This is a genomic window from Caballeronia hypogeia (genome assembly GCF_001544875.2).
Taxonomy (GTDB): Bacteria; Pseudomonadota; Gammaproteobacteria; order Burkholderiales; family Burkholderiaceae; genus Caballeronia; species Caballeronia hypogeia.
On the sequence record NZ_FCOA02000004.1, the window covers coordinates 79872 to 105909 of the forward strand.

The 26038-nt window shown below is 65.0% G+C and carries 23 protein-coding genes; 18 read left to right on the forward strand and 5 right to left on the reverse strand.

Annotated features, from left to right (window positions below; genetic code table 11):
- The first annotated feature begins 67 nt into the window (after positions 1-67).
- From AWB79_RS09120 to AWB79_RS09150, 7 genes are all read left to right on the forward strand, one after another.
- Positions 68-982 carry a LysR family transcriptional regulator gene (locus AWB79_RS09120; RefSeq protein ID WP_061167089.1) on the forward strand — a complete coding sequence of 305 codons (915 nt, stop codon included), beginning with the start codon at positions 68-70 and terminating at the stop codon, positions 980-982.
- 29 nt (positions 983-1011) lie between these two features.
- Positions 1012-2103, forward strand: a complete 1092-nt coding sequence (locus AWB79_RS09125; RefSeq protein ID WP_061167090.1) for an NAD(P)H-dependent flavin oxidoreductase — start codon at positions 1012-1014, stop codon at positions 2101-2103.
- 118 nt (positions 2104-2221) lie between these two features.
- Positions 2222-3160 carry a TauD/TfdA dioxygenase family protein gene (locus AWB79_RS09130; protein WP_061167091.1) on the forward strand — a complete coding sequence of 313 codons (939 nt, stop codon included), beginning with the start codon at positions 2222-2224 and terminating at the stop codon, positions 3158-3160.
- 69 nt (positions 3161-3229) lie between these two features.
- On the forward strand, positions 3230-4315 hold the full coding sequence (locus AWB79_RS09135) for an ABC transporter substrate-binding protein (protein WP_061167092.1): 1086 nt from the start codon (positions 3230-3232) through the stop codon (positions 4313-4315).
- Positions 4316-5140 carry an ABC transporter permease gene (locus AWB79_RS09140; protein WP_061167093.1) on the forward strand — a complete coding sequence of 275 codons (825 nt, stop codon included), beginning with the start codon at positions 4316-4318 and terminating at the stop codon, positions 5138-5140.
- 9 nt (positions 5141-5149) lie between these two features.
- A complete protein-coding gene (locus AWB79_RS09145) occupies positions 5150-5932 on the forward strand; it encodes an ABC transporter permease (RefSeq protein ID WP_061167094.1) in 783 nt (260 codons plus the stop codon).
- 12 nt (positions 5933-5944) lie between these two features.
- On the forward strand, positions 5945-6715 hold the full coding sequence (locus AWB79_RS09150; RefSeq protein WP_061167095.1) for an ABC transporter ATP-binding protein: 771 nt from the start codon (positions 5945-5947) through the stop codon (positions 6713-6715).
- On the opposite strand, the gene AWB79_RS09155 is transcribed toward AWB79_RS09150, so the two are convergent.
- Positions 6712-7098: an ester cyclase gene (locus tag AWB79_RS09155; protein ID WP_061167345.1), complete on the reverse strand. Its 387-nt coding sequence runs from the start codon at positions 7096-7098 to the stop codon at positions 6712-6714. The two genes, AWB79_RS09150 and AWB79_RS09155, sit on opposite strands and share 4 nt — an antisense overlap.
- A gap of 320 nt (positions 7099-7418) precedes the next feature.
- Between AWB79_RS09155 and AWB79_RS09160 the strand changes: the two genes are divergently transcribed.
- From AWB79_RS09160 to AWB79_RS09180, 5 genes are read left to right on the forward strand one after another with little or no spacing between them, the layout of a single operon-like run.
- Positions 7419-8720, forward strand: coding sequence for a gallate dioxygenase (locus tag AWB79_RS09160; RefSeq protein WP_061167096.1), 1302 nt, complete (start codon positions 7419-7421; stop codon positions 8718-8720).
- A gap of 27 nt (positions 8721-8747) precedes the next feature.
- On the forward strand, positions 8748-10097 hold the full coding sequence (locus AWB79_RS09165) for an MFS transporter (protein WP_061167097.1): 1350 nt from the start codon (positions 8748-8750) through the stop codon (positions 10095-10097).
- 16 nt (positions 10098-10113) lie between these two features.
- A complete protein-coding gene (locus AWB79_RS09170) occupies positions 10114-11139 on the forward strand; it encodes an amidohydrolase family protein (protein WP_061167098.1) in 1026 nt (341 codons plus the stop codon).
- Between the two features lie 2 nt (positions 11140-11141).
- Positions 11142-11825 (forward strand): 4-carboxy-4-hydroxy-2-oxoadipate aldolase/oxaloacetate decarboxylase, encoded by a 684-nt coding sequence (gene ligK / locus AWB79_RS09175; protein ID WP_061167099.1) that lies wholly within the window; start codon positions 11142-11144, stop codon positions 11823-11825.
- Positions 11826-11830: 5 nt separating this feature from the next.
- Positions 11831-12532 carry a substrate-binding domain-containing protein gene (locus tag AWB79_RS09180; RefSeq protein ID WP_082862320.1) on the forward strand — a complete coding sequence of 234 codons (702 nt, stop codon included), beginning with the start codon at positions 11831-11833 and terminating at the stop codon, positions 12530-12532.
- A 36-nt stretch (positions 12533-12568) separates the two neighbouring features.
- Here AWB79_RS09180 and AWB79_RS09185 read toward each other — a convergent pair whose 3' ends face one another.
- Positions 12569-13669, reverse strand: a complete 1101-nt coding sequence (locus AWB79_RS09185; RefSeq protein ID WP_061167101.1) for an NADH:flavin oxidoreductase/NADH oxidase — start codon at positions 13667-13669, stop codon at positions 12569-12571.
- Between the two features lie 93 nt (positions 13670-13762).
- Here AWB79_RS09185 and AWB79_RS09190 point away from each other — a divergent pair, with 93 nt between their 5' ends.
- A complete protein-coding gene (locus AWB79_RS09190) occupies positions 13763-14686 on the forward strand; it encodes a LysR family transcriptional regulator (RefSeq protein WP_061167102.1) in 924 nt (307 codons plus the stop codon).
- A 69-nt stretch (positions 14687-14755) separates the two neighbouring features.
- Here the strand turns inward: AWB79_RS09190 and AWB79_RS09195 are convergent, their stop codons facing one another.
- Positions 14756-16276: a methyl-accepting chemotaxis protein gene (locus AWB79_RS09195; RefSeq protein WP_232470855.1), complete on the reverse strand. Its 1521-nt coding sequence runs from the start codon at positions 16274-16276 to the stop codon at positions 14756-14758.
- 266 nt (positions 16277-16542) lie between these two features.
- Between AWB79_RS09195 and AWB79_RS09200 the strand changes: the two genes are divergently transcribed.
- The gene (locus tag AWB79_RS09200) at positions 16543-17544 is read left to right on the forward strand and encodes an FUSC family protein (RefSeq protein WP_061167346.1); all 1002 of its coding nucleotides are present in this window, start codon (positions 16543-16545) and stop codon (positions 17542-17544) included.
- On the opposite strand, the gene AWB79_RS09205 is transcribed toward AWB79_RS09200, so the two are convergent.
- Positions 17433-18485 (reverse strand): glycosyltransferase family 2 protein, encoded by a 1053-nt coding sequence (locus AWB79_RS09205; RefSeq protein WP_063963463.1) that lies wholly within the window; start codon positions 18483-18485, stop codon positions 17433-17435. The genes AWB79_RS09200 and AWB79_RS09205 overlap by 112 nt on opposite strands.
- 133 nt (positions 18486-18618) lie before the next feature.
- On the reverse strand, positions 18619-19365 hold the full coding sequence (locus AWB79_RS09210; protein WP_061167104.1) for a DUF2182 domain-containing protein: 747 nt from the start codon (positions 19363-19365) through the stop codon (positions 18619-18621).
- Positions 19366-19473: 108 nt separating this feature from the next.
- Here AWB79_RS09210 and AWB79_RS09215 point away from each other — a divergent pair, with 108 nt between their 5' ends.
- The 4 genes from AWB79_RS09215 (at position 19474) to AWB79_RS09230 (ending at position 26006) form a co-directional block, all read left to right on the forward strand.
- A complete protein-coding gene (locus tag AWB79_RS09215) occupies positions 19474-20694 on the forward strand; it encodes a hypothetical protein (protein WP_061167105.1) in 1221 nt (406 codons plus the stop codon).
- A 32-nt stretch (positions 20695-20726) separates the two neighbouring features.
- Positions 20727-21362 (forward strand): Vgb family protein, encoded by a 636-nt coding sequence (locus tag AWB79_RS09220; RefSeq protein WP_061167106.1) that lies wholly within the window; start codon positions 20727-20729, stop codon positions 21360-21362.
- Positions 21363-21491: 129 nt separating this feature from the next.
- Positions 21492-23612 (forward strand): hybrid sensor histidine kinase/response regulator, encoded by a 2121-nt coding sequence (locus AWB79_RS09225; RefSeq protein WP_061167347.1) that lies wholly within the window; start codon positions 21492-21494, stop codon positions 23610-23612.
- Positions 23613-23726: 114 nt separating this feature from the next.
- Complete coding sequence (locus AWB79_RS09230; protein WP_061167348.1) at positions 23727-26006, forward strand: EAL domain-containing protein; 2280 nt, start codon at positions 23727-23729, stop codon at positions 26004-26006.
- Positions 26007-26038: the final 32 nt, after the last annotated feature.

Here is a 26038-nt window from a genome sequence, read left to right on the forward strand (position 1 = left end):
TGGTGTCGGTTGACCGTGCGAGTGCAAGCGGCGAAGATGCATCGACCACGACGCGCATCCATTCGACATGCAGAGGCAATTCGACGACCTTCTTCTCGGCAGTATCGAACTGTTCTGTCTCGCGGCGGAACTGGGCAGCTTCACGCTGGCGGCGACCGCGGCAAGCGTGACGCCCGCCGCCGTGAGCCGTTCCGTGGCGCGGCTCGAAAAGCGGCTCGACGTGCGGCTGTTCGTGCGCACGACACGCCAGATTCGTTTGACCGATGCGGGCCGCCGCTACTTCGAGCAGTGCCGCGACGCACTGAACCGTCTTGCTGAAGCGGAACGCGAAGCCACCGGTCAGCAGACCACACCGAAGGGCGTGCTGCGCATCAGCATGCCGACGCCCTACGGCCACCATCGCATGCTGCCGCTGCTCGCGGAGTTTCGCGGACGCTATCCCGAAGTCACCGTCGAAGCGCATCTGAGCAATCGCAACATCGACTTCGCCGATGAAGGCTTCGACCTCGCGATACGCGGTCGCGCGCCGCGCGATTCCGGTTTGATCGCGCGCAAGCTGGAAGATGCGGAGCTCGTTGTCGTGGCATCGCCCGCGTATCTGAAGCGCGCGGGCACGCCGAAGAGCATCGACGACATGCTGGAGCACGAGTGCATCCAGTTCGAAATGCCGAGCACGGGGCGGCCGGTTCCGTGGGTCTTCATGCAGAACGGCGAGCCCATTGAAATCACGACGCAAGGCGGCTACGGCACATCCGGCGATGCGCTCGCGGGCATACCGCTCGCGCGCAACGGCGCGGGCCTCTTTCAAACCTATCGCTTCACCGTCGAGGACGATTTGCGCGCGGGCACGCTCACGGAAGTACTGAGCGAGTTCGGCGGATGCAGCAGGCCGTTCATCCTGCTGTATCCGCATGGCAGGCATTTGTCCTCGCGCGTGCGGGCTTTCGTGGACTTCATCGTCGAGAAGCTCGGCACGCGTTGAATCACGCAACGTTTATAGGACGCACATCCATGAGCAAGAATGCATTGACATCGCTACTCGGCATCGACATGCCGATCATTCAGGCGCCAATGGCAGGCGTGAGCACGCCCGCGCTCGCGGCGGCCGTATCGAACGCGGGCGGGCTCGGCTCGCTCGGCGTCGGCGCAATGAATGCCGAAGGCGCGCGCAAGGTGATTCGCGAGACGCGCGAACTCACGAGCAAGCCTTTCAACATCAACGTGTTCTGCCACGCGCCCGCGACGGCGAATGCCTCGGCGGAAAAGGCCTGGACCGACTGGCTCGCACCGGTCTTCGCGCAATACGGCGCGACGCCGCCCGCGACGCTCGGCGAGATCTACACGAGCTTTATCGTCGATGAGGCCATGCTGAAAGTGTTCCTCGAGGAGAAGCCGGCTATTGTGAGCTTCCACTTCGGCTTGCCGTCGAAGGACTATATCGATGCGTTGCGCGGCGCGGGCATCAAGCTGATTGCATCCGCAACCAATGTTCGCGAAGCGGAGCAAGTGGCGGCGGCGGGCATGGCTGCGATCGTCGCGCAGGGTATCGAAGCGGGCGGGCATCGCGGCATCTTCGACCCGCAAGCGGATGACGACAACCTCGGCACCTTCGCGCTCACGCGTCTCATCGCGCGCAAGTTCGACGTGCCCGTGATCGCGGCGGGCGGCATCATGGACGGCGCGGGCATTGCGGCGGCGCTCGCGCTCGGCGCGCAGGCGGCGCAACTGGGCACCGCGTTCGTGCCGTGCACGGAGACATCGATCGATGCGGGCTATCGTCGCGTGCTTCTGAGCGATGCCGCGAACCATACGACGTTCACCGCCGCGATCTCGGGTCGCAAGGCGCGCAGCCTCGTCAACAAGTTCACCGAACTGGGGCGCAGTTCCGAAGCGCCGGAAATCCCCGACTATCCGATCGCCTACGACGCGGGCAAGGCGCTGCACGCGGCGGCGAAAGCGCAGGGCGAATTCGGTTACGGCGCGCAATGGGCGGGCCAGGCGGCCGCGCTTGCGCGTGAATTGCCCGCCGCCGAACTGATGGCGCGGCTTGAGGCGGAGCTTCAGGAAAGCATCGCGGGCCTGCGGCAATATGCATCGCGCTGATCGCTGTAAAGCTTAGTCGAAACGCTTCGTTGGTTAAGCGTCCTGTCGATGCTTCAATGTTTCCGTCGCATCCAATGCGGCCAGCATCCGACAAACGCAAGACCAACGGAGATTTTCGATGTCCGCACTCCCCACGCTCGCCGCCGACTCCACGCTTGCCCCCGCCGCGTCGAATGAGCCGTTCCAGGTGCGCCCGATCGGCGGACGCATCGGCGCCGAAATACGCGGCGTGGCGCTCTCCGCCGAACTCGACGACGCCGCGATCAGCGCGATCAATCAGGCGCTGCTTCAACACAAGGTCTTGTTCTTCCGAGGCCAGTCGCATCTCGACGACGCCGCGCAGGAAGCATTCGCCGCGCGCTTCGGCGAGACCGTCGCGCATCCGACGGTGCCGTCGCTTGCGGGCAGCAGCCGTTTGCTCGAACTCGATTCAAAGCATGGCACGCGTGCCAACTCCTGGCATACCGACGTCACGTTCGTCGACGCCTATCCGAAGATTTCGATTCTGCGCGGCGTGGTGATCCCGCCCGCCGGCGGCGATACGGTCTGGGCCAACACGGCCGCCGCCTACGCCAACCTGCCGCAACCCTTGCGCGACCTCGCCGACGAGTTGTGGGCGCTGCATTCGAATGCCTACGACTACGCCGCGACGCGCAATATCCCCGACACTGATACCGAGCTCGAATACCGCAAGCAGTTCACCTCGACCTTGTATGAAACCGAGCATCCGGTCGTGCGCGTGCATCCCGAAACCGACGAGCGCACGCTCGTTCTCGGGCACTTCGTGCAGCGCTTCATCGGCCTGTCGCAGCGCGATTCGGATCGTCTGATCGAAATCTTCCACGATCACGTCACGCGCCTCGAAAACACCGTGCGCTGGCGCTGGACGCAAGGCGATGTCGCGATCTGGGACAACCGCGCGACCCAGCATTACGCTGTCGCCGACTACGGCGATGCGCATCGCGTCGTGCGCCGCGCGACCGTGCATGGCGACGTGCCCGTGGGCATCGACGGACGCACGAGCCGCATCGTCAGAAAGGAAACGCGCGCGTCGTAACGCGTTGCGCCTCGCATGTCACTGGCGATGACGCTTCATCGCCAGCCCCTCCTTCTTCTTCATTGCACGATGACACTACGATTCAAGCTCCTCGCTGGCGCCGCGACCCTGTTCGCCGCGCTCATCGGTCCCGCGCAGGCCGCCGATCCCGCTGTGGTACGCATCGGCGTTGCGCAGCAGGGCGGCGGCGATCCGCCCACGTTCGGCGGCTCGCCCGCCGCGACCGCGCAATTGCAGCATCGTGTCGAGGATGCGTTGCAGCCGCAGAACATCAAGGTCCAGTGGCTCTTCTTCAAGGGCGCCGGACCGGCGGTGAACGAGGCGCTCGCGAACAAGCAGCTCGACTTCGCGTATCAGGGCGATCTGCCTTCGGTGCTGGGCCGCGCGAATGGCCTGAAAACCCATTTGCTGCTGGCTTCGAACGTGCGCACGGGCGTCTATCTCGCCGTACCGCCCGATTCGGATATCAAGGGCGTGAAGGACCTCAAGGGCAAGCGCGTCGGCATCTTTCGCGGCACGAACCTGCAACTCGTCGCGGACAACGTGCTGAAGGAAAACGGGCTCACCGAACGCGATCTGCGCGTGATCAATCTCGATTCAGCCGCGGCGCAGGCCGCGCTCGCATCGAAGGGCGTGGATGCCGTGTTCCTCGATTACTCGCTCTTCAAGCTACAACGTCAGGGGCTCGCGAAGATCGTTTATGCATCGCGCGACGATGGCTTGCAACTCACGCGGCAGGCACACCTGCTGGTGCTCGAAGACTTCGAGCGCGCGCATCCCGATACCGTACAGACGGTCGTGACCGCCGTGGTTCAGGCGGCGCAATGGTCGTCCGACGAAGCGAACCGCAATACGCTGTTCACACTGTGGTCGAGGGCCGGTACGCCGGTCGAATCGTGGCAGTCCGAGTATGCGAATCAACCGTTGAAGGAGCGCATGTCGCCGCTGATCGACCCGTTCCTCGTCGCGCGCTATCAGTCCGTCGCGGATGACGCGCTGCGTCTGAATCTGATTCGCCAGCCCGTCAGCGTCAAGGGATGGTTCGAGCCGAAGTATCTCGATCAGGCGTTGAAGTCGCTGAAGCTCGAAGCCTACTGGCCGCGCTTCGATGCAACGGGCAAGCCTGTCGCCGATCGTCTTGCGGAGAACCGATAAATGGCCAATGTCCTCACTCGTGTGTTCGTCCCTGCGTCGCGGTCGCAAGGGCTTTTGTCGAACGATGCGCTTCGCATCATCGGCTGGACGGCGTTGCCCTGGGCTTTGCCGTTCGCCTGCGCGCTGCTGTGGGTGCTCGGTTCGAGCTATGGCTGGATTTCCGCGCAAGTGCTGCCGGCACCCGCGCTCGTGTTCGATACGCTCGGTGCGCTCGTGAAGAACGGCGAGTTGTGGATGCATCTTTCCGCGAGCATGACGCGCGCGGCCGTTGGCTTCGGCGGCGGCGTCCTGCTGGGTGTGTTGCTGGGCGGCTTGCTCGGTCTGTCGCGCACGCTGGAAGCCTATGTGCTGCCGAGTTTCAATGCGATCGTGCAGGTGCCGGTGCTTGGCTGGCTGCCGTTCCTGATGATCGTCGCGGGCATTGGCGAGCCGCTCAAGTATCTGCTGATCGGGCATGCGGCGCTCGTGCCGGTCACGCTGTCCACGCTGCAAGGGTTCCGCGGCACGCCGCGCGCGTTGCAGGAAGTGGCTTCGGTATATCGCTATACGCGCTGGCAGGTGATCTCGCGTGTGACTTTGCCCGCTGCGATTCCTGTCATCGGCACCGGTGTGCGGCTCGCGTTCACGAAGGCCTGGCTCACGCTCGTGGTGGTCGAGCTGGTCGCCTCGTCGGAAGGGCTCGGGTATCTGATCGTGTACGGGCGCCAGCTCTTTCAGCTCGATCTCGTGCTGGCCTCGGTGCTGATCGTGGGCGCGATCGGTTATGCGGCGGATCGTCTGCTCAACGCGTTCGAGCGCAAGCTGCAGCGCGGCCGCGCGAACTGAGGAGAGAACATGTCGTCACTGGATTGGGAAGCAGGCAGCGTCAGGGGATCGTGGCGCGGCATCGTGTTGCCGGTCGGCGCGCTCGCGGTGTGGTGGTTCGTATTGCGCGATGCGCAAGTCGGCCATGGCGTGATGGTTTCGCCCGCGCAGGTCTGGGACACGGCGGTCGCGCAGGTTCGCAGCGGCGCGCTCGCGCGGGCGCTGTCAGCATCGCTTGCGCGTGAGTTGACGGGCTTTGTCATCGGCACGAGTCTGGGCTTGCTGATCGGAGCGTTGCTCGGCATCTCGAAGCTCGCCAATCGCGCCATCGCGCCAAGCTTCAACACGTTCAAGCAGGTGTCGCTATTCGCCTGGATTCCGCTGATTTCCGTGTGGTTCGGTCTCGGCGACGTCGCGAAGGTCGTGTTCCTCTCGCTCGCCGCGCTGGTGCCGGTCGTCGTGCATACGAGCGACGGCATTCGCGCGGTGTCGCCGAAGCTGCTGGACGTGGCGCGCGCGTATCGCTACGGCAGGCTGCAGACGCTCGCGTATGTCGTGTTGCCCGCCGCGTTGCCATCGATCTTCACGGGCGTGTATCTCGCGCTCATCTATTCGTGGCTCGCGACGCTCGGAGCGGAATATCTGCTCGTCGCGGGCAGCGGGATCGGCAACTTGCTGGTCGACGGAAGCGAGCAATTTCGCATGGATCTCGTCGTGTTCGGCGTGATCGTGGTCGGTTTGACGGGGTGGGCGTTGAATGCCTTCGCGCGCGGCGTGCAGCGGCGCTGGTTCGACACGTCGCGCGCGGTTTGAGAAGAAAAAGGAATGACGACATTGATTGCACAAGACAGCAGCCTGACGCTGCGGCACGTGAGCAAGCGGTTCAATGGCGATGAAGCGCCGCCGGTGCTCGAACGCATCGACCTTTCGATCGAGAGCGGCGAATTCGTGAGTCTGGTCGGCGCGAGCGGCTGCGGGAAGTCGACGCTGCTGCGCCTGATCGCGGGTCTCGACGGCGATCATGAAGGCGAGATCGAATTCGGCGGCGAGCGTATCGTGACGACGGATCTTTCGCGCGGCATCGTGTTTCAGGATCATCGGCTGTTTCCGTGGCTCGATGTGGAGCAGAACGTGGCCGTGGCGTTGCGCAACGCGGCGCTATCGAAGGCGGAGAAGGCGCGCGCGGTTGCGGAGCATATCGCGCTCGTCGGGCTGAAGGGCTATGAGCGGCACTATCCGCATCAGTTGTCGGGCGGCATGGCGCAGCGCGTGGCGATCGCGCGCGGGCTCGTGAACCGGCCCCGCCTGTTGTTGCTGGACGAACCGTTCGGCGCGCTCGATGCGCTCACGCGCAGCCGCCTGCAAGTCGAGTTGCAGCGTATCTGGGAGCACGAGCGGATCACGATGGTGCTCGTCACGCACGATGTGGAAGAGGCGGTGCTGCTGTCGGATCGCATCGTGGTGATGGAGGCGCGGCCGGGACGGATTGCCGATGTGATCGATGTGGGCTTGCCGCGGCCGCGCAAGGTCGGCGATCGCGACGTGAGCAAGCTGCGCGACGACATCGTCGAAACGTTTTTCACGGAGACCGTCTAGAGCTGCGCCTCGATCGCCGCTTTATCGATGACGGACCAGACGCTCCAGATCTTCCCCTCGCGGAATTCATAGAACACGTTTTCGCAGAACGTCACTCGTTTTCCGTTTACAGGCAAGCCGAGAAATTCGCCTTTCGGCGTAACGTCGAAGCGAATCCGGCTTGCGATGTGCGGCGGGTCGGCAATCAGCAGTTGAATATCGAAGAAAAGATCGGGAATCTCGCGGACATCTTTTTCGAGCATCTCGCGGTAGCCCGAAAGCATGAACGGACGCCCGTTGTGCTGCGCCGCGTCGTGAACGAACGTGCCGAGATTCGCCCAGTCTCGCGCGTTCAGACACGCGATATACCCCCGATAGAAATCTGAAAGCTCGGTTTTCGTCATCTTCATGGCTCCGCGACGGGTTTCCGCTCGTCGCATGGTCGCATGGATGAACCCGCTGCCCAAAACGCGCGAGTTTGCGTCCTGCTTCATCAGCCATCAGTTTTGTTTATCGATGCATCGCGCGGGCGGTTTTGCGCGACCGCTCGCCGTGCCGCGCCCCAGCGGCACTTTCTCGCCTCCAAACCCCATCTTTAAAGCGTTGCTACTGGTTAACACGTAGTAACCGCCAACCTGCATTTCTAGCTACCCTTCGCTTCAGTTTCCCTGAAGCAACCCCACAGCAACCCCGCTCGGCCACGCATTCTGAAGGAGTAGCGCACATGGCACGGATCATCGGAGGCATTGCCGCCTCGCACACGCCGACCATCGGTTTCGCGTTCGACAAGAACAAACGCGACGATCCCGTCTGGGCGCCAATCTTCGAGAATTTCGCGCCGCTCGCGAACTGGCTCGCCGAGAAGCAGCCCGATGTGGTCGTCACGATCTATAACGACCACGTGACGTCGTTCTTTTTCGATCACTATTCGGCGTTCTCGCTGGGCGTGGGCCCGGAATGGCGCGTGGCCGACGAAGGCGGCGGCGCGCGCGACCTTCCGCCGATCAAGGGGCATCCGCAACTCGCGGCGCATATCGGCACTTCGCTGATGACCGACGAGTTCGACATGTCGTTCTTCCAGAACAAGGCGCTCGATCACGGCTGCTTCTCGCCGCTCTCGATGCTGTGCCCGCACAAGCCCGAATGGCCGATCAAGCTCGTGCCGCTGCAAATGGGCGTGCTGCAATTGCCGGTGCCGAGCGCGCGCCGCTTCTACAAACTCGGTCAGGCGCTGCGCCGCGCGATCGAAAGCTATCCGGAGGACCTGAAGGTTGCGATTCTCGCCACGGGCGGTCTCTCGCATCAGGTGCACGGCGAGCGTGCGGGCTTCAACAACACGGAATGGGATGCGCGTTTCCTCGATCTCTTCGAGCGCGATCCCGAGCAGCTCGCGGACATGACCATCGCCGAGTACGCCGCGCTCGGCGGCTACGAAGGCGCCGAAGTCATCATGTGGCTGACCATGCGCGGCGCGCTTTCGTCGAATGTGGTCTGCAAGCACCGCAGCTACTACCTGCCGTCGATGGCCGGTATTGCCACCGCGATCTACGAAGGCGAGGACAGCGAGACCAGGCCCGCGATCATCGAGCGTCATCGTCAGAAGATGGCTGTGCAATTGACCGACGTCCAGAAGCTCGAAGGCACGTATCCGTTTTCCATCGAAACGGCGGTGCGCGCGTATCGCATCAACGAATATCTGCATCGCATGGTGGAGCCCGCGCATCGCGAGGCGTTCAAGGCCGACGAAGAAGCGAGCTTCGAGGCGGCGGGTCTCTCTGAACAGGAGCGCGATCTGATTCGCCGGCGCGACTGGCGCGGCCTGCTTCACTACGGCGTGATCTTCTTCATGCTGGAAAAGCTCGGCGCGGTGACGGGCGTATCGAATCTGCATATCTACGCCGCGATGCGCGGCGAAACGCTCGAAGAGTTTCAGAAGACGCGCAACGCGCCGGGAGCGCTGTATTCCGTCGCTGGCAAGGGTGCGGGAAAGCTCGATTGGGACAAGGCGGAAAAAGCCAAAAGCTGAAAGACACGAGGAGACAGGAGACAACACATGAATATCGGTAAAACCATCGACATCAAGGGCTTCATCGACGAACGCCCGATTTCCGCCTACCAGTGGCTGCTGGTGGCGCTGTGCTTTCTGATCGTGATGGCCGATGGCATGGACGTGGCCATCATGGGCTTCGTCGCGCCTTCGATCATCGCGGACTGGCATATCTCGCGGCCCGCGTTCGGCCTCGTGATGAGCGCGGCGCCAATCGGACTCGTGATCGGCGCGCTGGCCGCCGGACCGGCATCGGATCGCATCGGGCGCAAGTGGGTCTTGATCACCTCGGTGTTTCTCTTCGGCGTCTTCACGATCGCGACCGCATTCACGAATTCGCCTTCCAGCATGGCGATCTTGCGTGTTCTGACAGGCATCGGCCTCGGCGCGGCGATGCCCAACACCACGACGCTGCTCTCCGAGTACGCACCGCAACGCAAGCGCGCGCTGCTCATCACGATCATGTTCACGGGCTTCAATCTCGGCTCGGCGTTGATCGGCTTCGTCGCGGGCTGGCTGATTCCCGCGCACGGCTGGCGCGCGGTGCTGATCTTCGGCGGCGCGCTGCCGCTCGTGCTGATTCCGCTGCAAGTCTGGCTGCTGCCCGAATCGGCGCGTCTGCTCGCGGTGCGCGGCGCGACTTCGCAGCGCATCGGCCAAGTGCTGGGCCGCGTGTGCGGCGCGCGCTTCGACGGCACGGAAACCTTCGTGTCGAACGAGCCGCCGCTGCCCACCAAGAAGCCGATCGGCGTGTTGTTCTCGCAGGGTTACAGCCTGATGACGGCGGCGCTGTGGGTCACGTATTTCATGGGCCTGCTCGTGATCTATCTGCTGACCGGCTGGCTGCCGACGCTGATGAAGGACGCGGGCCTCACCGTTTCCGCGGCCGCCAACGTCACCGCGATGTTCCAGATCGGCGGCACGATCGGCGCGATCATCGTCGGCTGGATCATGGACCGTGCGCGTCCGGCGCCGGTCATCAGCGCGGCGTATCTCGGCGGCGCGGTGTGCGTGCTCGGGCTCGCGTGGATCGGCGCGTTGTCGTCGTCGCTGGCGGTGCTCGTGTTCGCGGCGGGCTTCTGCATGAGCGGCGCGCAAACGGGTCTCAACGCATTCGCACCGGGCCGCTATCCGACCGTTGCACGCGCCACCGGCGTGAGCTGGATGCTCGGCATGGGCCGCTTCGGCAGCATTTTCGGTTCGGCGTTCGGCGGCGCGTTGCTCGGCCTCGGCTGGGAGTTCGGCGCGATCCTCGCGATGCTCGCCGTGCCCGCGACGCTCGCCGCCATTTCGATTCTCGTCGCGCAGCGCACGCGCCTGGACGAAGCGCCCGCGCAGACGAACGCAGCACACTAAGTTTCTGGAGCAAGGCATGATCATCGACATTCACGGCCACTACACGACCGCGCCAAAAGCGCTCGAGGCGTGGCGCAACCGGCAGATCGCCGGCATCACGAATCCTTCGGAGATGCCGGCCGTATCGGAATTGCATATCAGCGACGACGACCTGCGCGAATCGATCGAAAGCAATCAGCTTCGTTTGATGCGCGAGCGCGGCCTCGATCTCACCGTGTTCAGCCCGCGCGCGAGCTTCATGGCGCATCACATCGGCGGCTTCGAGGTGTCGAGCACGTGGGCCGCGATCTGCAACGAGCTGTGCTATCGCGTGAGCCAGTTGTTCCCGGACAGCTTCGTACCGGCGGCGATGCTGCCGCAGAGCCCGGGCGTGGATGTATCGAGCTGCATTCCCGAGCTCGTGAAGTGCGTCGAGCAATACGGCAATGTCGCGATCAACCTGAATCCCGATCCTTCGGGCGGACACTGGACGAGCCCGTCGCTCTCCGACCGCTACTGGTATCCGATCTACGAGAAGATGGTCGAGTACGACATCCCCGCGATGATCCACGTGAGCACGAGCTGCAACGCGTGCTTCCACACGACCGGCGCGCATTATCTGAACGCGGATACGACCGCGTTCATGCAGTGCCTCACGTCGGATCTGTTCACGGATTTCCCCACGCTCAAGTTCGTGATTCCGCACGGCGGCGGCGCGGTGCCGTATCACTGGGGACGTTTCCGCGGCCTTGCGCAAGAGCTGAAAAAGCCTTTACTGAAGGATCATTTGCTGAACAACGTGTTCTTCGATACCTGCGTGTATCACCAGCCGGGCATCGACCTGCTGACGCGCGTGATTCCTGTCGACAACATTCTGTTCGCGAGCGAAATGATCGGCGCGGTGCGCGGCATCGACCCTGAATCGGGCCACTATTTCGACGATACGAAGCGCTATGTCGAGGCCGCGCAGATCGAGCCCGAAGCGCGCTACAAGATTTACGAAGGCAACGCGCGCCGCGTGTATCCTCGCCTGGATGCGGCGCTCAAAGCGAAGGGACGTTGAACATGTACGAACTCGGAGTGGTATATCGCAACATCGATCGCGCGAACGCCGATGTCGCCGCGAAACTCGGCGCGCTTGGCTCCGCCACGGTGCATGAAGCCATGGGCCGCGTCGGCCTGATGAAGACCTACATGCGGCCGATCTACGCCGGCGCGCAAACGGGCGGCGCGGCAGTCACGGTGCTGCTGCAACCCGGCGACAACTGGATGCTGCACGTCGCGGCCGAGCAGATTCAGCCGGGCGATATCGTCGTGGCCGCCTGCACGACCGACAACACCGACGGCTTCTTCGGCGACCTGCTCGCGACGAGCTTCAAGGCGCGCGGCGCGCGTGCGCTCATCATCGACGGCGGCGTGCGCGACGTGCGCGTGCTCACCGAGATGAATTTCCCCGTCTGGAGCCGCGCCGTTTCCGCGAAAGGCACGGTGAAAGCGACGCTCGGTTCGGTCAACATTCCCGTCGTGTGCGCGGGCGCGATGGTCACGCCCGGCGACGTGATCGTGGCTGACGACGACGGCGTCGTGGTCGTGCCGTCGGCATCCGCGCAACAGGTGCTCGACAAGGCCACCGCGCGCGAGGCGTTCGAAGAGGAGAAGCGCGCGAAGCTGGCGAGCGGCGTGCTCGGCCTCGACATGTACAAGATGCGCGAGCCGCTGGAAAAAGCGGGGCTGCGCTATATCGATTGATGCATATGAGCACGACCATCATTTCGTCGATGGCGACGCGCAACTTGCTGAACGATCTCGCGCGCGTGTTCGAGGCGAAATCGGATCGGCGCGTCGCGGTCGAATCGGTGGGCGGCGTCGCGGCGTTGAAGCGTATCGAGGAAGGCGAGGCGTTCGACATCGTCGTGCTCGCATCGAATGCGATCGACAAGCTCGCGGCGTCGGGTCATGTCGATGCCACGAGCCGCGTACGCATCGCGCGTTCGGGCGTGGCGCTGGCGGTCGCGGCGGGCGCGCCGCGTCCGCGCATCGACGATGAAGCCGCCGTGCGCGAAGCCGTGCTGGCCGCGCGCAGTATCGGCTATTCCACGGGGCCTAGCGGCGTGTATCTCACGCGTCTGTTCGAACGCTGGGGAATCGCTGAGCGCATTGCGTCGCGTATCGTGCAGGCGCCGCCGGGCGTCGCGGTGGGCGCGTTGATCGCGCAAGGCGAAGTGGAACTGGGGTTTCAGCAGTTGAGCGAGATGATCGGCGTCGGGGGTATCGACGTGCTCGGCATGTTGCCGCCGATGATTCAGACGCTCACGGTTTTCGAAGGAGCCATCTGCGCGAAATGCACGAATTGCGTGAACGCGCGCACAACCGATGCGCGCGCGTTCCTCGACTTTCTCTGCTCACCCGATGCCGATGCCGTCAAGGCGCATCACGGCATGGAGCCCGTTCGATGACTGCGTAATCGGGCGAGCATCGATATCACATAGACATCACTCGGCCACGGCGTAACGTTCGAGCCAGTGCGCGTACGGTGCGGGCAGCGCCCACGACGGCCGCTCCACCTTCAACTGCTTCGCCGCGTGATACGGCCAGTGCGGATTCGAAAGATGCGCGCGACCGATCATCACGAGATCGAGTTGTCCCGACTCGACGGCGCGTTCCGCGTTGGGCGGCGAATCGAATCCCCACGCCGATGCGACCGGAACCCCCGCTTCACGACGCACGCGCTCCGCGATCGGGCCGAGAAACGCCGGGCCCCACGGAATGCGCACATCGGGCGTGGAAAAGCCGACGCTCACGCTCATCAGATCGAGTCCGCGGCGACGCAGCGTCTTCGTCAGTTCGATGGATTCCTTCAGCGTGACTTCATCGCGGCCATCGTATTCGATGACGCCGAAGCGCGCCGTCAGTGGCAGATTCTCCGGCCACACTTCACGTACCGCATCGAACGTTTCGACGAGGAAGCGGCTGCGGCCCGCGAGATCGCCGCCGTACTGATCGTCGCGCTGGTTCGCCTCGACCGAGAAGAAGCTTTGCGCGAGGTAGCCGTGCGCAAAGTGCAATTCCAGCCATTCGAAACCCGCTTCGTGCGCGCGTCGTGCGGCGGCGGCGAAGTCCGCCTTCACGCGTTCGATGTCGTCGAGCGTCATCGCGTCGGGCACTTTCGGCAAACCGCCGCCGAACGCGATGGCCGAAGGCGCGAGCGTGTCCCAGCCGCGCGCATCGTCGGGGGCGATGTGATCGTCGCCTTCCCACGGGCGGTTCGCGCTCGCCTTGCGGCCAGCATGCGCGATCTGAATGCCCGGCACCGCGCCCGCCGCCTTGATCGCCTGCGCGACCTTTCGCATGCCCTCGATATGCGCGTCGTCCCAGAGTCCGGTGCAGCCCGGCGTGATGCGGCCTTCCGGCGACACGCCCGTCGCCTCGACGATCACGAGGCCCGCGCCGCCGCGCGCGAGGCTCGCGTAATGACTGACGTGCCAGTCGTTGATGAAGCCATCTGTGGCGCTGTACTGGCACATCGGCGGAATGGCGATGCGGTTGCGCAGCGTGACGTCCTTGAGCTTGAACGGAGTGAAGAGTGCAGACATCTGAGGTTCTCTGGTGCGAAAGAGACGTCAGATTAACCGTTCAATGCCATAATGAAAACTATCCGCAGATTATCGATTCGATAAAATTTTGTGATGCTCAATCCAACCTGGCTGCGCACTTTCCTCGCGCTCGTCGAACTCGGCAACTTCACGCGCGCGGCTGAACGGCTCGACCTGACGCAGGCTGCGGTGAGCCAGCATCTCCGTCATCTCGAAGACGAGCTCGGCCTGCTCGTGATCCGCCGTCCGCGCGGCATCGAACTCACGCCGGCGGGCCGCGCGCTGATCGACTATTGCGAAGAGATGGAGCTGGCCGGCAAGCGGCTCGCGTCGCGCCTCTCCGACAGCGAGGACGAAGCGGGCGAGATCGGTCTCATCACGCCGGGCAGCATCGGGCTGGTGCTGTTTCCGCTGCTGCTCGACCTGCAGCAGCAGCGTCCCGAATGGAAGATGCGGCATCGCTTCGCGCCGGATTCCGAAGTGATCGAAGCGGTGCTGGAGAGCCGCTACGATCTCGGCATCGTCGCATTGAAGCCGGACGATCCGCGTCTTGCCGCGAGCAAGTTCATCGAGGAGCCGCTCGAACTCGTCGTGCCCGCGAATGCGGACGTGCACGACTGGAGCGATCTGGAACGGCTCGGCTTCATCGACTATCCCGAGGCGCACATGACGGCCAGTCGTCTTTTGAGCCGGCGCTTTCCGGGCAATCCGGGCGTGGGCAGCCTGCGTCGTCAGGGCTTCAGCAACCAGATCAGCCTGATTCCGGAGTTCGTCGCGCGCGGGTTCGGATTCACGGTGATACCGCGTTATGCGCGCATCGCGTTCGGCCGCGCGGACGCGATCGGCGTAGTGGAGTGCGGCGCACCGGTGATCGATACGCTGTGGCTCATTCGCCGCGCCGAATGGCCGCTGCCCGCGCGTTGCGCGCGAACGGTCGAGTATTTGCGCGAGCGTGTGGGCGCGCCCGCGACGCAAGACGGTGCGCGCAAGAAGCGCCCAGCGAAGCCAAAACGCTAACGGCATGAACGAAAACGGCTCGCGTCCCGAAGGACCGCGAGCCGTTCATACGCCGGGAAGAAAAGCGCGTTATGCCGTCGCGCGCATGCCTTCGTCGTGCAGGCGGAACGTTTCCACCGCCGTGCGCAACGCGCCCGCCTGATCTTCCAGCGATTGCGCCGCCGCCGCCGCTTCCTCGACCAGCGCCGCGTTCTGCTGCGTCACTTCGTCCATCTGCGTGACGGCGCGGGCGACCTGCTCGATGCCGCTGCTCTGTTCCTCGGACGCCGCCGCGATCTCGCCCATGATGTCCGTCACGCGCTGCACCGCCGTGCTGATTTCGGTCATCGTGCGGCCCGCTTCATCGACGAGCGCGGTGCCGGACTGCACGCGGTCCACCGAGTTGTCGATCAGTTCCTTGATCTCCTTGGCCGCCGCCGACGAGCGTTGCGCGAGCGAGCGCACTTCACCCGCCACGACCGCGAAGCCGCGGCCTTCCTCGCCGGCGCGCGCCGCTTCCACGGCCGCGTTCAACGCGAGAATGTTGGTCTGGAACGCAATGCCTTCGATGATCGTGATGATGTCCGCGATCTTCGACGAGCTCTGGTTGATCTCGCCCATCGTCGTCACGACCTGCGACACGACCTGGCTGCCCTTGCCGGCGATCTCCGAGGCGTTCGCCGCGAGCACGCTGGCCTGACGCGCGTTGTCGGCGTTCTGCTTCACGGTGCCGGTCAGTTCATCCATGCTCGACGCGGTTTCCTGCAACGCCGACGCCTGCTGCTCGGTGCGCGACGAAAGATCCACGTTGCCCGCCGCGATCTGTTTGGTGGCGGACGCGATCGATTCGCTGCCGCCGCGTACCGTGCGCACGGTGTCGATGAGACTCGACTGCATGGTCGAGAGACCGCGCAGCAACTGACCCATCTCGTCGTTCGAGCTGACCGTCACGGTGCGGCGCAGATCGCCGGCCGCGATGGCGTCGAACTGGGCGAGCGCGGCATCCAGCGGACGGGAGATACGGCGGCGCAGCGAAACCCACGTGTAAAAGGCCGCGGCCACGCCCGCGAGAATCGCGATAACGCAGCCGGTGCGGAACATGTCGAACGTGGCCTGACCCGCGTCATAGGCGGCCTTCGCCTGTTCGAACTGCAGCTTGCGCAGCGCGGCCCCTGTCTTCGCGAACTCACCGAAGGCGGCCTGCATCGCGCTCGCGTCGGCGATGATCTTCGCCTGATCTTTCGCGCGCACGTCGGCATAGCCTTCGTCGATCAGTTTCTGCATCGCGAGGCGCTGCTCGTTGAACTTGTCGGCGATCTGCTTCTCGCCGGGACCTTGCGGCGTGCCGGAGTAGACCGTCCAGGCGTCGTCGGAGGCTTTGCGCATCAGCGCGCCGCGGCCGATCGCGTCTTCGGCGGCGGGCGTGCCCACGTTGAGCGCCGCGCGGTCGAAGCTCAGACGCTCGCGCGCCATGAACATTTCCGCGCCCCCGGTCGAAACCGCGCTCGGCATCTGATTCGTAAACAGGTCGAAAGTTACAGCGTTGGACCGGCTCATGCCGATCAATCCGACCATGCCGATCGCGATGAGAAGCGCGCTCAGAAGTGTCATGGCCAAGGCCAGGCGGCCTTTGATAGTCGAAAACATAGGTCTCTCAATGTGGCTGCATCGCTGGGGCGCGAGGGACGATGTTTCGCCTGCCGCGCGACCGATGGATTCATCGGCTGGCCTGTATAACGACAGCCGCGCCGTGGCCTTTAGGAAAGGATCAGAACGCGATACAACGTTTGCGATTCGCGGCGAGCCATCATTTCAGATGACTTACGGCCTGAAAACCGTCCTACACTTCATGCGGAATCCCTCCTGAGATGCGCCGCATGCCCGCCGACACGCCGCAGCCATTTCGACTCGCCCGCGAGATCAAGGTCTGGCCGCTGCTGCGCGCGGCCCTCGCGCTGGCGCCGTTCGTCGTGCTCGCGCTCGCCACCGGCGAGGCCATCTGGATGAAGGCTTCGCTGCTCGCGATCGCCACGACGATCGCGGAGGACAAACTGGCCCTGCGGCCAGCGGGCGTCATCGCGCACGGGCTCGCGATCATTGCCGGAACCTGGCTGCTGCTGCTCGCGGAGCGCGTTCCGGCGTTCTTCGTGCTCGCCTGCATGCTGCTCGCGGCGGGCGTGATTCTGCTTGCGTCGCGCGGCAAGAAGCTGCGCGCGCTCGGCAACTGGACCTTCATCCCGGTGCTGATTCTCGCGAACGAACTGCACGGCGGCCGCAGCGTCGACGCCTTGCTGCGTGCGGCGCCCGTGTCCCTGCCTTATCTGCTGCTCGCGCTCGTGCCCGCCGCGCTGTCCGCGCATCTGCGCTCGCGCGGCAAGCCCGCGGCGCGCTGGTCGAATCTCGACGATTTCGGCGCGCGCGCCCCTTTGAGCGAAGATCTCGCGGCGATGCTCGCGGCCGTCGGCATTGCGGCGGCGATGGTCGTGCACTGGCAGATGGAGCGCCCGCAATGGGTGATCTGGGGCGCGGCCAGCATCGTCACGGGCGCGGTGGATACGGCGCGCGACAAGCTGAAGAACCGCGGTTTCGGCGTGATCGTGGGCGTGCCGCTAGGCATCGTGCTCGGCCGATACGCCGTACCGCATTCGAGCATGGCCGTCACGCTCGCGACGCTCGCCGTGTTTCTCACGCTGGTCGCGTTCGAGCGCTATGTCGTCGCGTATTTCTTTCGCTGCGTGTTCGTCGCGCTGGCGATCATGCTGGCCAATCAGTCCGTCGGCGATGCCTTCGAGCGGCTCACGCACGTGCTCGCGGGCGGCGTGATCGGCTTCGCGTGCGTGCTGGGCGCGCATGCGCTGAAAAGCCGTCTGTCGCGCTGAACGCGCACCGGTACGAACGCGCGCGCGATCAGCGCGAGGTGATAACAGAGCCGCAGGCTGAGGCCATACCCGTAGGCATCCGGATGATCGAGCGCGACGCGCAACGCTGCGCGCGGCGCGTCGTGCTTCGCATGGAGCGAGACGACGATCGGCGCGAGTCTGCGCAATGCCTGTTTGCGCGACGTTTCGAGCGATGCGTCGAGCGGCAGATTCGACACGTAGGAATAGGCGGTGAGCGCAGCGGCGGATGCGGAAGCGCGCGTGCGCACTGAGATCGACAGGGACGTCTTGCGGTAATACGAGACATAGGCGTGCATGTAATACACGTGCGACGCCGCGAGACAAAGCTCGACGCCGAACACCAGATCACAGCACGCGGCGGCGTCTTCGCGATAGCCTACGCGCTTGACCAGGGCCGCGAGCGCCATCCATCCGTTGTTGGGGAACATCTGCACGAGGCCGGTCCGGCCGGGCAGCGCCTGCATGCCTTGCGCATCGTGCGTGCGATGAAACGCGGCGTTCAGGCGCGCACTGCGCTGCACATCGACACGGCCGCTCGCATCGACTTCGTGTTGATCGCCGAAAGCGACTTCGAGATGCGGATACGTCCGCCACAGCGAGACGAGACGAGCGACGCCGTCGAGCTCAAGGTAGTCGTCGTCGTGGATCAGCATGATGAGCGCGCCCGTGGCGCGCGCGAACACGCTGGCGACGTTGCGCGCCTGGCCGAGCGGCGCATCGTGACGCACGTAGCGAATGCGCGCATCGTGCGAGTAATGTTCGACGATCAGTTGCTGCGTGCGATCGTCGCGCGAATCGTCACCGATCACGATCTCGATGTGCGGATACGTCTGCGCGAGACACGAGTTCAGGCATTCGACGATCAGCTCCGGGCGATCGCAAGTCGGCAGGCAGATGGAGACCGTCATTGCGCTCGTCATGTCTTCCTCTCGCTGTGTCCTTGTTCAATGGACGCTTCACATTACGAAATATGTCGCGGATGTCAGCAAGTTAGAAGAAAGACGAAAAAAAATAATCGGAAAAAAATGGATAAAAAGGCGGAGATGGATTCGATCAGGCAACAAGGCGAACGATGCCAAGCGCGATCAGCACGACGCCGATGGCTCGCGTCGTCACAGGGCGTTGCGAGCGCGTGAGCCGCTCGGCGCTGATCGCGAGCGTGACGAGCGCCATCGCAGGCAGGTCCATCATGCCGAATACGATCAGCGCGATGGTCGGAGCCATGCAGCAGAGCGCGCAATGCAAGCCGTGATGCACGCCATCGAGCCACGCGTTGCGCTGCGCCTTCGCGTGGCGGCAGCAAGCGAGCAGGCGCGCGTGCCATGTCGAGCACTGCCATGCGCCTGCCAATAGCACGAGCGTGCCGCTCGCTACAGGAACGCATCGCGCGATGGCTGGCGCGCGCAGCATGAGTTCGGTGAAGAGCGCGCCGAGCACGAAGATCGCAATGCCGATCGTCGTCCATATGAAGGCGTAGCCTGCCGTCATGAGCGCAGCGCCCGGCGCCTGCATGCGATAACGCCAGAGAAACGGCGCGAACGATGGCAGCATCATCGCGGTCATCATCGCGATCCACATGCCGAGGAACGACGCCGCCGCGCGCAGCCACGTGCGGCCGCACATCGGTGAGAAGGTCGTGGAGAGCGTCCAGCCGCCGGGCATGGAGAGCCCGGTCATCGAAGTCGTCGAAGTCATCGACGCGTGCAGCGCACAGGTTGCAAGCACGCTGGCGATGAAAACGATCACGGCAACGATGAAAAATCGCTCACGCGACAAGGGCGTGACGGTCAGCGCGTTCATGGTATTGCTCCTTTGCATGCCCGGGGTGAGCCCGGCGCGCGTTCGGTACGGTGTTAGATTAGGCGCGGACATCGGACGCAAAGGAGTGACAAGTGTGTCGGGATTCGCATGGATTCGCTGATCACGGCGGCGGCGCGCGCGCTCGCGGCGGGTGATCCGCTCGGGGCGCTGAACCGCATCGCGCTGCGCGACGACCCGAGTGCGCTCGCGTTGCGCGGCATCGCAATGGCGCAGCTCGGCGACTTCGTGCGGGCGCGCGCGCTCGTCAAAAGCGCGGCGCGCGCGTTCGGCGCGAAGGAGGCGCTGGCGCGCTCGCGCTGCATCGTCGCGGAGGCGGAGATCGCGCTGGCCTCGCGCGATCTCACGTGGCCCGCGAAGACGCTCGACCACGCGCGCGCGACTCTCGAAGCGCACGGCGATCACGCGAACGCCGCGCACGCGCGCTATCTTGAAGTGCGCCGCGCGCTGCTCATCGGCCGGATCGACGACGCCGCGCGCCTGCTCGAAGCGCTCGATCCCGCATCGCTGCCGGCGGCATCGCGGGCCGCGCACGAGCTGATCGCGGCGGGTATCGCGATGCGGCGGCTCCAGACCACCTCGGCCCGCGCCGCGCTCGTGCGCGCCACCGAAGCCGCGCGGCAGGCGGGCATTCCCGCGCTGGCGGCCGAAGTCGAGAGCGCATGGCGCATGCTTCGCGCGCCCGCCGCGCGTCTCGTCGCGCGGGGCGAGCAACGCCTCTTGCTGCTCGACGAAGTGGAGGCGCTCTTCGCATCGGATACCTTCGTCGTCGATGCATGCCGGCTGTGCGTGCGCGAAGCGGGCGCGTCGATGTCGCTCGCCACGCGGCCCGTGCTGTTCGCGCTCGCGCGCATGCTCGCAGAGGCGTGGCCCGGCGACGCGCCGCGCGACGCGCTCATTCTTCAGGCGTTTCGCATCCGCGAGGCCGACGAGACGCATCGCGTGCGGCTGCGTGTCGAGATGGGCCGCCTGCGCACGATGCTGCGCGCACGCGCGGGTATCGAAGCGACGTCGCGCGGCTTTGCGCTGAAGCCGCTTCATGCGCGCGAGGTTACGGTGCTGGCACTGCCGGTGGAGGACGAATACGCGCCGCTGCTCGCGTTTCTCGGCGATGGCGAGTCGTGGTCGAGCTCGGCCCTCGCGATCGCGCTCGGGGCGAGCCAGCGCACGGTGCAGCGTTCGCTCGATACGCTCGCGGCGAGCGGCAAGGTGCAGTCGTTCGGCCGCGGCCGCGCGCGCCGCTGGACCACGCCGCCGATGCCCGGATTCACGACTGCCTTGTTACTCCCCGTCGAACTGGCGAGCGACTAGCATGGAGGCAGATCATCAACGAGGATAGGGACATGAAACGCGCGAAGGCGGAGATCATCCGCGAATACGGGCCTTTTGCGGATATCGAAGGCGTGCACGGCGTGACCTGGGACGGCGAGCAGGTATGGTTCGCGGCGGGCGATACCCTCAACGCGCTCGATCCCGGGAGCGGCGAGAAAACGCGCTCGCTGAATGTAGCCGCGCACGCGGGCACGGCCTTCGACGGCGAGCATCTGTTCCAGATCGCGGAGGACCGCATCCAGAAGATCGATCCGGAGACGGGCCGCGTGCTGTCCACCATTCCCGCGCCCGGCGGCGGCGCGGATTCGGGCCTCGCGTGGGCCGAGGGCACGCTCTGGGTCGGGCAATACAACGAGCGCAAGATTCATCAGGTGGACCCGCGCGACGGCGCGATTCTGCGCACCATCGAATCGAACCGTTACGTGACGGGCGTGACCTGGGTCGAAGGCGAGCTGTGGCACGCGACCTGGGAAAGCGACGAAAGCGAGTTGCGGCGCGTCGATCCGCAATCGGGCGAGGTGCTGGAGCGGCTCGACATGCCGGAAGGCGCGGGCGTCTCCGGACTCGAATCGGATGGCGGCGAGCGCTTTTTCTGCGGCGGCGGGCGGACCGGCAAGGTGCGCGCGGTGCGGCGTCCCAAGCGCTAGTCCAACTTTCGTCCGCAGCGCGATTTCGAGGCGCCTGGCCGAAAGCGCTTAGCGCCTCGTCGATTAGCCTTTATGCTGTCGCATCCGCTCGATCGCGGTGCGAATCTTCAAACAGGCAAAAGGCTGGTCTTGACCCCGAAACTCTCCGAGCATCGTCAGCTCGATTCATGGATCGGCGAAACCGCGCGCGCCATTCGCGATTTCGACTGGAGCACGACGCCGCTCGGACCCATCGGCGAATGGCCACAAGTACTGCGCTCGGTGGTGCAGGTCATGCTGCGCAACGCGCTGCCCATGGCCGTGCTGTGGGGCGAACAAGGCACGCTGCTCTACAACGACGCTTACGCGAGCTTCTCGGGCGGCCGTCATCCGCGCATTCTCGGCATGCCGATCGAAGCGGCGTGGCCCGAGGCGGCCGACTTCAATCGCAACGTGATCGACACCGGCATGCGCGGCGAATCCCTGTCGTATCACGAAATCGGCTTTACGCTGCCGCGCGACGGGCGCGATGCCGAAGTGTGGCTCGATCTGCACTACAGCCCGGTTGCATCGAATGAAGGCGTGCCGGTGGGCGTGCTCGCGATCGTCGTCGACACCACCGGGCGCGTGCTGATGCAGCGCACGCGCGACGAAGCGGAGGCGGCGTTTCGCGAGGCCAACGAGCGTCTGCAACTCGCGCTCAATTCGGGCGCGGTGCTCGGCACTTACGTGTGGGAGATCCAGGAAAACCGCGTGAAGGGCGATGAACGCTTCGCGCGCACCTTCTCCTTCACGCTCGATGAAGTCGCGCTCGGCATGCCGATCGAGGCGGCGTTCGCGGTGATTCATCCCGAAGACCTCGAACGCGTTGGCGCGCTCATCGACTGCACGTTGCGCGAGAACGTGCCGTTTCGCGCGGAATATCGGGTGCGTTCGGGCGATTCCGGCTGGTTGTGGATTCTCGCCACCGGACGTTGCGAATATGACGAAGCCGGTCAGCCGGCGCGTTTTCCCGGCGTGATCGTCGACATTCATGATCGCAAGATCGCCGAGGAAAGCCTGAGAGACCTGACGCTCGACCTCGAGGACAAGATTTCGGAGGCGGTGGCGGCGCGCATCGCGGTGGAAGGGCAATTGCGCCAGAGCCTGAAGATGGAAGCGCTCGGCGCGATGACGGGCGGTGTCGCGCACGACTTCAACAACACGCTGCAGGCGATCAGCGGCAACCTGCAACTGCTGCAATATCTGCCGCCCACCGACAGCCGCGTGCCCGAGCGCGTGCAGGCCGCCATGGACGCGGTGCAGCGCGGCGCGAAGCTCGCTTCTCAGTTGCTCTCGTTCGCGCGGCGGCAGCCGCAGTCGCCAGTCGTGATCAATCCGCGTCGTCTGTTCGACGAGATGCGCGAGCTGCTGCAGCACGCGGTGGGGCCGTCGATCGCGGTGGGCGCGCTGCTCGCCGAGCAGCCGTGGAATTTTCGCGCGGACCGCAATCAGCTCGAAAACGCGCTGCTCAATCTGGCCATCAACGCGCGCGACGCCATGCGCGGCGATGGCAAGTTCACGCTCGCGAGCTCGAACGAGTCGCTCGACGCGGCCGCCTGCGAAGGCCTCGACCTGCATCCGGGCGAGTACATGAAGCTCACCGCATCCGACACGGGCGCGGGCATGGCGCCCGACGTGCTCGAACGCGCGTTCGAGCCGTTCTTCACGACCAAACCCGAAGGGCACGGCACGGGACTCGGCCTTTCCATGGTGTTCGGCTTCGTCAAGCAGTCGGGCGGGCATATCGCCGTGTCGAGCACGGTAAACGTGGGAACCACCGTGGAGATGTACTTCCCGCGCAGCTTCGACGACGAAACCACGCAACCGCGCGCCGATGCGCTCACGACGCACACCGGCGGCGCAACCGTGCTCGTCGTGGATGACGACGCGGCCGTGCTGGCGGCAACCGTCGCGATACTCGAAGCGATGCATTACACCGTGCTGCGCGCCGCCAACGGCGATGCCGCGATGAGCGTGCTGGAAAGCGGCGTCGGCGTGGATCTGATTCTCACGGACGTGGTGATGCCGGGCAAGATCAAGTGCGCCGATCTCGCGGAATGGGCGTTCGCGCAGTCGCATCCGGTGCCGGTGATCTACGCGTCGGGCTATACGCGGGACATGATTTCGCGCGACGGCGTTTTGCGTCCGAACGTGACGCTGCTCGCCAAGCCTTATCGCGCCGAGTCGCTGGCGAAAGAGATCGCGGTGGCGCTGAAAGGCGCGGCCTGAGCCATCCGAGCTGATCGACGCGGTAATCTTTGCCGCCCGCCCTGCCTGATTCAAGACTTGGTTCATCCGGCCGATAAACACCGATTGAACCATCAGCAGAACAGGGTTAGCGCGGTGCAGAGAAAAGCGACCGACTTCCTCGGAACGATCGGCGAGAACGTCGCCACGAATTTGCCTTACATCGAATACGCGCGCCGTTTCGATGGGCTCGGTCTCGCGCCGCTCGGCGTGCTGTTCGCCGCCTGCGGCACCTTCTTCGCGCCGCTTCCGTGGAACCTTCTGCTCGCCGGCTTCGTGTTCGCGGCGACACTCGTCGTGCATCGCATGCAGCAGGCGAGCCGCAAAGTCTTCGTCGCGCATCAGGTGGCGCACGGGCTGCTCGCCATCGCTGAGGACTGCCTGAAGCTGCTTTCGGTCGACGGCCGCATCATGTGCATTTCCGAAGTGGGCAGAAAGCTCATCGAAGCGGAATGCGCGGACGCGCTCGTGGGCTTCGACTGGCTCTCGCTGTGGGACGGACCCGATGCGCGTGCGGCGTTCGAGCGCGCGAGGGCGGGGGAGTCGACATCGTTCTCAGGCGCCTGCCACACCATGAACGGCAAGCTCAAGTGGTGGACTTCCACGTTCGCGCCCGTCTACGGCGAGCACGGCAAGGTCACGGCGGTGCTGTGCAAGTCGCGCGACATCACGGCGGAAAGAAATCTGATCGACGAATTACGCGGTAATGCGCGCGTGCAGAAGGACATGGAAGATCATGTCGATGCCGTGTTCTGGACCACGAGCCGCGACTTTCGCGAACTGCTGCACGTGAGCTCGGCGTTCGAGCGCATGTGGGAAATGCCGATATCCGTGCTCGAAGCCGATCAGACCGCCTGGTCGCAACGCGTGCATCCCGACGATCTGCCGGCCCTGCGCGACGAGATGCGCAAGGCCGTCAACACCGGCGCGGCGATGCAGAGCTATTTCCGCCTTTGCCTGCCGCACGACCGCACGCGCTGGGTGCGCGCCGATATCTATCCGGTGACCGAGGACGGCGCGGTGTCGCGCGTCGTGAGCGTGTGCGTCGACGCCACCGACGAGCGCCAGCGTCTCCAGGAACTGCATCGGCTCGCCAACACCGACAGCCTCACCGGGCTCGCCAACCGCAACGCGATGATGGACGCGCTCGTGAAGCGCTGCGAGTCGGGTGCGTCGTTCGCCTATCTGTTCGTCGATATCGACCGCTTCAAGTCGATCAACGACACGGCCGGCCACATCACCGGCGACACCGTGTTGCGCACCATCGCGCAGCGCATCCAGGACACGCTGCCTGAAGGCGCGGTGGCCGCGCGTCCGGGCGGCGACGAATTCACCGTGATCCTGCCCGGCGCCTTCGATCAGGAAAGCATCGCGCGTGCGTGCCGGCGGCTTTCGCTCGCGTGTCACCGGCCGATCGAGGTCGAATGCAAGAGCCTGACGATGACGTGCTCGATCGGCGTCGCGCTGCATCCCGAACACGGGCGCACGCCGGAAGCGCTGTTCATCAGCGCCGACATGGCGATGTACGCCGCGAAGCGCGCGGGCCGCAACACCTTCCGCGTGTTCGGCGACCGCGAGAAGGACGATCTCGCGCGCGCGCATCTGGAGTCCGAACTGCACGGCGCGATTCGCGACAACCAGTTCGTGCTGCACTATCAGCCGCAGTATCGCGTGGAGTCGGGCGCGCTGGTGGGCGTCGAGGCGCTGCTGCGCTGGGATCATCCGGCGCTCGGGCTGCTCGCGCCCGGCGCGTTCGTGCCGGTGCTGGAGGAGAGCGCGCTGATCGTCGAGGCGGGGCACTGGGTGATACGCGAGGCGGTGACGGCGGCGGCGCGCCTCGGGCTCGCGGCGCCCGCGGCGTGCTCGGTGGCGCTCAACGTGTCGCCGAAGCAGTTCCGCGATCCGCGTCTCGTGTCCGTGCTCAGGCACGCGATCCGGCGCGCGGGCATCGACACGCATCGCATCACGCTGGAAATTACCGAGTCCGCGCTGATCGACAACCTCGACGACGCGCAGGAAGTGCTCGCGAGCGTGCGCGCGATGGGCGTGCGCATCGCCATCGACGATTTCGGCACGGGCTATTCGAGCCTCAGCTATCTCGCGCGGTTCCGGCCGGACGTGCTGAAGCTCGACAAGAGCTTCGTCGACAACATCGCGACGGACGCAATGGTGCGCACGGTCGTCGAAGGCGTGATCGATCTGGCGCACAAGCTCGGCGTCATGGTCGTCGCGGAGGGCGTCGAGACGCAGGAGCAGCTCGACATGCTGCGCGATGTGCGCTGCGACAAGGTGCAGGGTTATCTGCTGAGCCGTCCGGTGCCGCTGGAAAGTCTGCTGGCGCTGGCCGGAGCGAACGACCTCGCCGGCGTGGGCTGAATCGCGTTTCCCCCAATCGTGCGCGGGCTGGC